Genomic DNA, 7,585 nt, shown 5'->3' with positions numbered 1-7,585 from the left:
GCCTGACGCAATGGCTTCCAAGGCGGTCGACACGCGCACTAAGTCGCGAAATAAGAAGCTCACCAACCAAGAGACCAGTGCGATGACCACTGCCGTGATCACCAGTGACGTCACCACCAGCTTGATCATCAACTGATTGAGCGCCGCTTCTTCAGTCGTCACATCCATCTCAATGGCAAAAATCCAAGGGGTGTGGGCAACGGATTTGAAATAGTACAGCTTCTCTTGATTGCCTTGATGTAAACGATGTATCGATCCGTTGTCTGCTGCTTGTTTGATGTCTCGCAAAGATAATCGGTCGAACAACTGACTGACCGGTTTGAGCAGCAAGTTTTTATCAGGATGAGCGAGGAAGTTACCATCTTGTGTATCAATCAACATCGCGTGCGCATTTTTGCCTACATTGAGGTTGATGACGTCGTTAATCAGCTGATCAATCAGCACATCGGCCCCAACCACACCACGTAGCTGCGTACCCTGCGTAATCGGTTGAGCGATCGTCACGAGCAACGCATTAGTGATTGCATCTTGGTAAGCCGTGGTGATCATCTGGCGTCCTGCATTCTTGGCATCAATATACCAAGGTCTGACTCGCGGATCGTAGTCGGCACGATTGCGGTCAGGGTGAGAGCGGAACATCTCTCCCTTCGGTGTGCCGTAGAAAATGTCGTCGAAGCCACCAGCATTGCGTGCTTGTTGCAGATAAGGCACAACATTCTCTTCGCCCACGTATTGATTGAAGGCAGACGCAATATCCTTACGGATCGCTATCCAGTCGGCAATACCGGAGGTCGCCGCATTGGCGATACTTTCTGCACGGTCTTGTACACCTTGATGAGTTTGATTGGCAAGTTGCTGGGCAGACAGCCAAGTCAAGACGCTGGCCATCAAAACAACGGCCGACAAACTAGCAATAATGAGTTTTTGTTTGAGTGATAACTTCATGGTTCGCATTGAGTGAGTAAATAAACATCGCGCGCATTCTATAGGCAAAATAGCACCTATGCACGTGAATTAAATTTCGCTCATCAATTAGCTAAACTATTGTTATAACGATATATTTTTGACGTCATTTTTTAATCGATCAAAAAAGCCGAGGGGTTAACCTCGGCTTTCTCTATCAACGTAACAGAGTAAGATTACACTTGCTCGTCATCACCGTCATTCACATCCGGTGCGTCAGTTGGCGCGCTCACTTGTGCTGACTCATCTTGCTCAGCATCTTCGCCATCGATGATGTCTGCTTGTTCGATTTCATCGATACGTTGTAATCCAACGACCGATTCATCTTCAGCGGTGCGGATCAGAGTCACACCTTGTGTGTTACGACCGACTTGGCTCACTTCCGCCACACGAGTACGTACCAGTGTACCGGCATCGGTGATCATCATCATCTCATCGCCTTCTTCTACTTGAACAGCGCCAACGACTGGGCCGTTACGTTCAGAGACTTTGATAGAGACAACACCTTGGGTCGCGCGACCTTTAATTGGGTATTCCGCCAATTCAGTACGCTTACCGTAGCCGTTTTGCGTCACAGTGAGGATATCGCCTTCGTTCGCAGGAACGATCAGTGACACCACTTGGTCATCATCCGCTAGCTTCATACCGCGCACACCTGCTGCGGTCCGGCCCATCGCACGGACTTTATCTTCACTAAAGCGCACCACTTTGCCCGCTTTAGAGAACAGCATAATGTCGCTTTCGCCGGTAGTGATATCCACACCAATCAGTGAATCGTCATCACGCAAGTTCACTGCAATCAGACCATTTGAACGAACATTGGCAAATTGATCCAGTGACGTTTTCTTCACTGTACCATCGCCTGTCGCCATGAAGATGTATTTGTCTGCCGAGAACTCATCAACTGGCAAAATAGCGGTAATACGCTCTCCCTCTTCAAGAGGCAGAATATTAACGATTGGCTTACCACGTGCTGTGCGTGTCGCTTGAGGCAATTGGTACACCTTCAAACGGTAGGTCTTACCGCGAGTCGAGAAGCAGAGAATATTGTCATGCGTATTGGCGACAAGCAGACGCTCAATAAAGTCTTCTTCCTTCATCTTGGTGGCGCTCTTACCTTTACCACCACGACGCTGAGATTCGTAATCACTCAGTAGCTGATACTTCACATAGCCTTCGTGAGACAGGGTTACCACTACGTCTTCACGAGCAATCAGCTCTTCCATGTCGATGTCATGGGTAGCCGCTGTGATTTCTGTACGACGAGGATCGCCGTAACCATCACGTACCGCTTCTAACTCTTCACGGATGACTTCCATCAAGCGCTCAGTGCTAGCCAGGATGTGCATAAGCTCCGCGATTTCATCTAGAAGTGCTTTGTACTCATCAAGAATCTTCTCGTGCTCTAGACCGGTTAGACGGTGTAAACGAAGTTCTAGAATGGCTTGCGCTTGAGTTTCTGTTAGGTAGTACAGACCATCACGGATACCGTATTGATCTTCTAGCCATTCTGGACGTGCGGCATCAGTACCAGCACGCTCAAGCATTGATGCAACGTTACCCAAATCCCAACCACGCGATACCAAGCCCACTTTCGCTTCTGCTGGTGTTGGTGCGTTTTTGATCAGCTCAATAACTTCATCGATGTTTGCAAGCGCAAGGGATAGCGCTTCAAGGATATGCGCACGTTCACGTGCTTTGCGTAGTTCGAAGATAGTACGACGAGTGACCACTTCACGACGGTGGTCAACGAAGCACTTCAACATGTCTTTTAGGTTGAATAGCTGTGGCTGGCCGTTATTTAGAGCCACCATGTTGATACCGAAAGTCGTTTGCAGCTGAGTCTGTGCGTAGAGGTTGTTGAGCACCACTTCGCCTACTGCATCGCGCTTACATTCAATCACAATGCGCATGCCGTCTTTATCAGACTCGTCACGCAGTGCACTGATGCCTTCCACTTTCTTATCTTTAACCAGCTCAGCAATCTTTTCGATCAGACGAGCTTTGTTCACTTGATAAGGAATTTCAGTGACAATAATGGTCTCTTTGCCATTCTTCTCTACTTCGATTTCCGCTTTAGAACGCATGTAGATCTTACCGCGACCGGTTTTGTACGCGTCTACAATGCCTTTGCGGCCACTGATGAGCGCCGCAGTCGGGAAATCAGGACCCGGTATGTAGTCCATAAGCTCATCAATCGTGATTTCTTCATTATTGATGTAAGCCAGACAGCCATCAATCACTTCACCTAGGTTGTGAGGCGGAATATTGGTGGCCATACCTACCGCGATACCAGAGGCACCGTTCACCAGTAGGTTAGGAATTTTTGTCGGCAGTACCGCAGGGATTTGCTCTGTGCCATCGTAGTTTGGCACGTAATCTACGGTTTCTTTGTCTAGGTCAGCGAGAAGTTCGTGGGCAATTTTTGCCATACGCACTTCGGTGTAACGCATTGCTGCTGCGGAGTCACCATCGATAGAACCAAAGTTACCTTGGCCATCAACAAGCATGTAGCGCAATGAAAACGGCTGAGCCATACGTACGATAGTATCGTACACAGCACTGTCACCATGAGGGTGATATTTACCGATAACGTCGCCAACAACACGGGCAGATTTTTTGTATGGTTTATTCCAATCATTACCTAGTACGTTCATCGCGAATAACACGCGGCGGTGTACAGGCTTTAGGCCATCACGCACATCTGGAAGAGCACGACCAACGATGACTGACATCGCATAGTCTAGGTAGGAACCTCGCAGCTCATCTTCAATGTTTACGGGCGTGATCTCTTTAGCTAGATCGCTCATAGAGCCATTATCCCTCTATTTATAGATCGTATGTACAATACGTTTAAGGTGCAAAAATATAACACACAAATCAATAGTTCGGCATTACTTTCCCTCTCGTTTTATCAGGTTGTGAGCTTGGTTGTGAATCAAACGCTGAGAAATTGCACACTCATGAATTATCTTGCTGATTAATGACTACTTTTTAGCCAGCCATACAGAAAAGTGCGCCCTTTCATGGTGCCAAGGAGATGATTGAGTATAATGTCGCCCAATAACCTAGGTATGGATACAGAGATGACTATGAGCCAATCACAAAACGTCGATCCAAAAGAGATAAAGAAATTCGAAGATATGGCATCACGTTGGTGGGATTTAGAAGGCGAGTTTAAGCCCCTTCATCAAATCAATCCCCTACGCCTACAATATGTGCTCGACATGGCCAGTGGGCTGTTTGGCAAGCGTGTGTTGGATGTCGGTTGTGGCGGCGGCATCTTAGCTGAGAGCATGGCGAAAGAAGGCGCGGAAGTAACCGGTCTCGATATGGGCAAAGAGCCCCTTGAAGTCGCTCGCTTGCACGCCTTGGAAACCGGCACTCAGTTAACCTACATTCAGAGTACCATTGAAGACCATGCGCAAACCCATGCCCAAAGTTACGACGTTGTGACGTGTATGGAAATGCTTGAGCACGTTCCTGATCCGCTTTCCGTTGTGCAATCTTGTGCTCGCCTTGTCAAGCCAGGTGGTCACGTCTTCTTCTCGACACTTAACCGCAATATCAAGTCTTATCTTTTTGCGATTGTCGGTGCGGAGAAGCTCCTCAAAATCGTGCCGGAAGGCACCCACGAGCATGAGAAATTTATTCGCCCATCTGAGCTTATCAAGATGATTGATCAAACGGATCTTACTGAACTCGGCATTACCGGGCTGCACTACAATCCGCTCACTGATCGCTATCGATTAGGCACTAATGTCGACGTGAACTACATCGTCCACACCCAAAAACGTTGATCGATGAACCCCGTCAGCGCACAACATCTAGTGGTCATCTCCTAGGCGGTAACACAAGTCCACCGCCTTTTTAGGTCGATTTTTGTGCACGTGATTCCATTTTAAACACATCAAAAAACGCAGAAAAAAAATTAGCAAAGATCAAGGAATTTTTTTTTGTTTATGGTTACTTCTAAACCGATTCCAAAACGGTAATTTTGTACAATCTTGTTTGCCCTTTCCTCATCGGTTAGTAGTCACTTACTGTTTTTTCTATTTTTGTCAGTTATCCACAAGTCATCCCAAAACTGTAACTTGAAAACCGTCTTCGATAGCTCTATCTTGTAACCCGCACATCGATGCACCCCTATATATTGTGTTTGTACTACAATGTATAGAATGATTTTGATCACAAAGCTGGAATCAATTTTACAAGAATTACATATAAACACGGCTTTAATCAGTTTTGTTAGGGAAATGAAGCAGAATGAACCAACAACTCACCGTTACTAAACGTAATGGCAGCAAAGAAAACATTGATCTGGACAAGATCCACAGAGTGATTACCTGGGCAGCAGAAGGCCTTGATAATGTCTCTGTGTCGCAGGTAGAACTTCGCGCTCACATCCAGTTCTACGATGGCATCACCACTTCTGATATCCATGAGACCATCATCAAGTCAGCCGCTGATCTTATCTCAGAAGAGACGCCAGATTATCAATACCTCGCCGCTCGCTTAGCCGTCTTCCATCTGCGTAAGAAAGCGTACGGTCAATATGAGCCACCAACGCTGTACAGCCACGTTGCGCGTCTTGTCGATATGGGTAAATACGACCAGCACATCCTAGAGGACTACACTAAGTCTGAGCTAGATGAGCTTGATGCTTACATCGACCACCGCCGCGATCTCGACTTCTCTTATGCCGCTGTGAAACAGCTGGAAGGTAAGTATTTCGTTCAAAACCGTGTGACAGGGGAAATTTACGAGAGCGCTCAATTCTTGTACATCCTTGTGGCAGCGTGTTTGTTCGCAAACTACCCGAAAGAGACGCGCCTTGACTACATCAAGCGATTCTACGATGCGACGTCGACATTTAAGATTTCTCTGCCTACGCCAATCATGTCGGGTGTACGTACCCCAACGCGTCAATTTAGTTCATGCGTACTGATTGAGTGTGGCGACAGCCTTGATTCGATCAACGCGACCGCAAGCTCCATCGTGCGTTACGTATCACAACGCGCCGGTATTGGTATCAATGCAGGTCGAATCCGTGCTCTGGGTTCAGAGATCCGCGGCGGTGAAGCGTTCCACACTGGCTGTATCCCGTTCTACAAATACTTCCAAACCGCCGTCAAATGCTGTTCTCAGGGTGGCGTTCGTGGCGGCGCAGCAACCGTCTTCTACCCTATTTGGCACCGCGAATCTCAGACATTGATGGTGCTAAAGAACAACCGCGGTGTCGAAGAGAACCGTGTTCGTCACATGGACTATGGCGTTCAGCTTAACCGCTTGATGTACCAACGCTTGGTTCAAGGTGGCAACATCACCCTATTTTCTCCTTCTGATGTCCCTGGGTTGTACGATGCATTCTTCGAAGATCAGGATGAGTTCGAACGTTTGTACGTTAAGTACGAAAACGATCCATCGATTAAGAAGGAAACGGTGAAAGCCATCGATATGTTCTCTATCTTGATGCAAGAGCGCGCATCCACAGGACGTATTTACATTCAGAACGTCGACCACTGTAATACGCACAGTCCTTTTGACGCCAGCGTTGCGCCGGTTCGCCAATCGAATCTGTGTCTTGAAATCGCCTTGCCGACCAAGCCACTGAGCAATGTTGAAGATGATTCTGGCGAAATCGCGCTCTGCACGCTTTCTGCTTTCAACTTGGGTGCTATCCAGTCACTGGATGACTTCGAAGAGTTGTCTGACTTGGTCGTACGTGCACTTGATGCACTGCTTGATTACCAAGACTACCCATTACCAGCGGCGTATAAGTCCACCATGAACCGCCGTACACTCGGTGTGGGCGTCATTAACTACGCTTACTACCTCGCGAAAAATGGCGTGAAATACTCGGATGGCAGCGCCAACGGACTGACGCACCGCACTTTTGAAGCGATGCAGTACTATCTACTTAAGGCGTCCGTTGCACTGGCGAAAGAACAAGGCAAATGCCCATCGTTCCACGAGACCAACTACGCGAAAGGCCTCATGCCTATCGATACGTACAAGAAAGACGTGGACTTAGTGTGTGATGAACCTCTGCACTACGACTGGGATGGCCTACGTGAAGAGATCATGACACACGGTCTGCGCAACTCAACATTAACCGCGTTGATGCCTTCTGAGACCTCATCTCAGATCTCTAACGCCACCAACGGTATTGAGCCACCGCGTGGTTATGTCTCTGTTAAAGCCTCAAAAGACGGCATCTTGAAACAAGTGGTGCCTGACTTTACTGCGCTTAAGAACAACTACGAACTGCTTTGGAATATTGGTTCAAACGACGGTTACTTGCACCTAGTGGGCATCATGCAGAAATTCGTTGACCAAGCGATTTCCGCGAACACTAACTATGACCCAAGCCGTTTTGAAAGTGGCAAAGTGCCAATGAAGAAACTGCTGCAAGACCTTCTGACTGCGTACAAATACGGCGTTAAAACCCTGTACTACCACAACACGCGTGATGGCGCGAGCGACGACCAAAAAGACGCCGTTCAGCCGCAAGACGACGATTGTGCAGGCGGCGGTTGTAAGATCTAACGCTTACTAGGATTTGCAACGTTTAACCAAATTAATGCCCCGAGTCTCGGGGCATAAAAGGAATTGAGGCATC

Annotated in this window: 4 protein-coding genes; 2 read left to right on the top strand and 2 right to left on the bottom strand. The window is 47.8% G+C overall.

Features of this window, described 5'->3' with window-relative positions:
- The coding region (locus AC6R1O_RS18310) for a cache domain-containing protein (protein ID WP_500657583.1) at positions 1–945 on the bottom strand (945 nt) is incomplete at its 3' end.
- A gap of 194 nt (positions 946–1,139) precedes the next feature.
- The gene (gene gyrA / locus AC6R1O_RS18305; protein ID WP_487903143.1) at positions 1,140–3,773 is read right to left on the bottom strand and encodes a DNA topoisomerase (ATP-hydrolyzing) subunit A; all 2,634 of its coding nucleotides are present in this window, start codon (positions 3,771–3,773) and stop codon (positions 1,140–1,142) included.
- Positions 3,774–4,055: 282 nt separating this feature from the next.
- Between gyrA and ubiG the strand changes: the two genes are divergently transcribed.
- Together ubiG and nrdA are read left to right on the top strand one after the other, a co-directional pair.
- Positions 4,056–4,763 carry a bifunctional 2-polyprenyl-6-hydroxyphenol methylase/3-demethylubiquinol 3-O-methyltransferase UbiG gene (gene ubiG / locus AC6R1O_RS18300; RefSeq protein WP_500633333.1) on the top strand — a complete coding sequence of 236 codons (708 nt, stop codon included), beginning with the start codon at positions 4,056–4,058 and terminating at the stop codon, positions 4,761–4,763.
- A gap of 466 nt (positions 4,764–5,229) precedes the next feature.
- On the top strand, positions 5,230–7,512 hold the full coding sequence (gene nrdA, locus AC6R1O_RS18295) for a class 1a ribonucleoside-diphosphate reductase subunit alpha (protein ID WP_500633332.1): 2,283 nt from the start codon (positions 5,230–5,232) through the stop codon (positions 7,510–7,512).
- The last annotated feature ends 73 nt before the right edge of the window (positions 7,513–7,585 follow it).

This window comes from Vibrio sp. R11-SG3-ISO3-SZ (assembly GCF_059834345.1).
The sequence above is the reverse complement of the archived record's forward strand: the minus strand, read 5'-3'. Positions and strand labels throughout refer to the sequence as shown.